The sequence below is a fragment of the Streptomyces sp. WAC06614 genome (assembly GCF_003949795.1).
In the GTDB taxonomy this organism is placed as follows: Bacteria; Actinomycetota; Actinomycetes; order Streptomycetales; family Streptomycetaceae; genus Streptomyces.
On the sequence record NZ_RPRY01000746.1, the window covers coordinates 1 to 792 of the forward strand.

Consider the following 792-nt stretch of genomic DNA (forward strand, 5'->3'; position numbering starts at 1 on the left):
GGAGATCACCTTCACCCCCCGTACGCCCTCCCACCTCATAGCCGCCACCGCGGCAGCCTTCACCGATCCGACTCCCGCAGCCCGTTGGCGCGGGCGGTGAGCTCGGGGTTGAGGCTCTCGCGCCAACGGGCTGCGGGAGTCGGATCGGTGAAGGCTGCCGCGGTGGCGGCTATGAGGTGGGAGGGCGTACGGGGGGTGAAGGTGATCTCCGCTCGGGTGCCCCAGCCCGGAGGGCTGGCCCACAGCTGCGTCCCGTGCTCCAGGTCGCGGCGCGAGATGTTGATGCAGACCCCCGCGTTGCCGTCGGGGGCGGCCAGCTCTACGGTGCCGAGCTCGGCGCCCGTTCGCTCCCAGCCGGCCGCGGCCAGCGGTGCCACGCTGTCGGCCCAGTACACCGACGGGGCCGCGAGGAAGCGGTCCTGGCCCGCGGCCCAGTCCTGGGCGAGCGTGGCGGTCAGGGCCGCGACGAGCTCGGGCGGGGTGTTCTGGTTGACGATCGCGGTCCACTGGGGTCCTGAGACGGCATGCGGCGCGGCGCTGATGGTCCACAGGTCGTAGTCGTCTCCGGCCCAGCCGATCCGGATGCGGTGGTCCGGGCTGGTCACGACGAGCTGGTGCGGGCCTTCGTCGAGGTGGTGGTGGGGCCAGTGCGCGACGGGCGCGAAGCCGGCATCGCCGTAGCCGGGTGATCCGGCGAGGTATCGGGGCGTGACGTAGACGTCAGCGTCCACGGGAGTCGCGGTGGTGCGGGGGGCGGGTGCGGGCAAGGGCGTCTCCGGGACGGAAGGGGTG

General features: G+C 73.2%; 1 protein-coding gene. It reads right to left on the reverse strand.

Translation table 11 applies throughout. The annotated features are described in order from the left end of the window. Positions 1 to 59: 59 nt before the first annotated feature. On the reverse strand, positions 60 to 792 hold a 733-nt coding region (locus tag EF918_RS36260), incomplete at its 5' end, for a DUF317 domain-containing protein (RefSeq protein ID WP_312847899.1).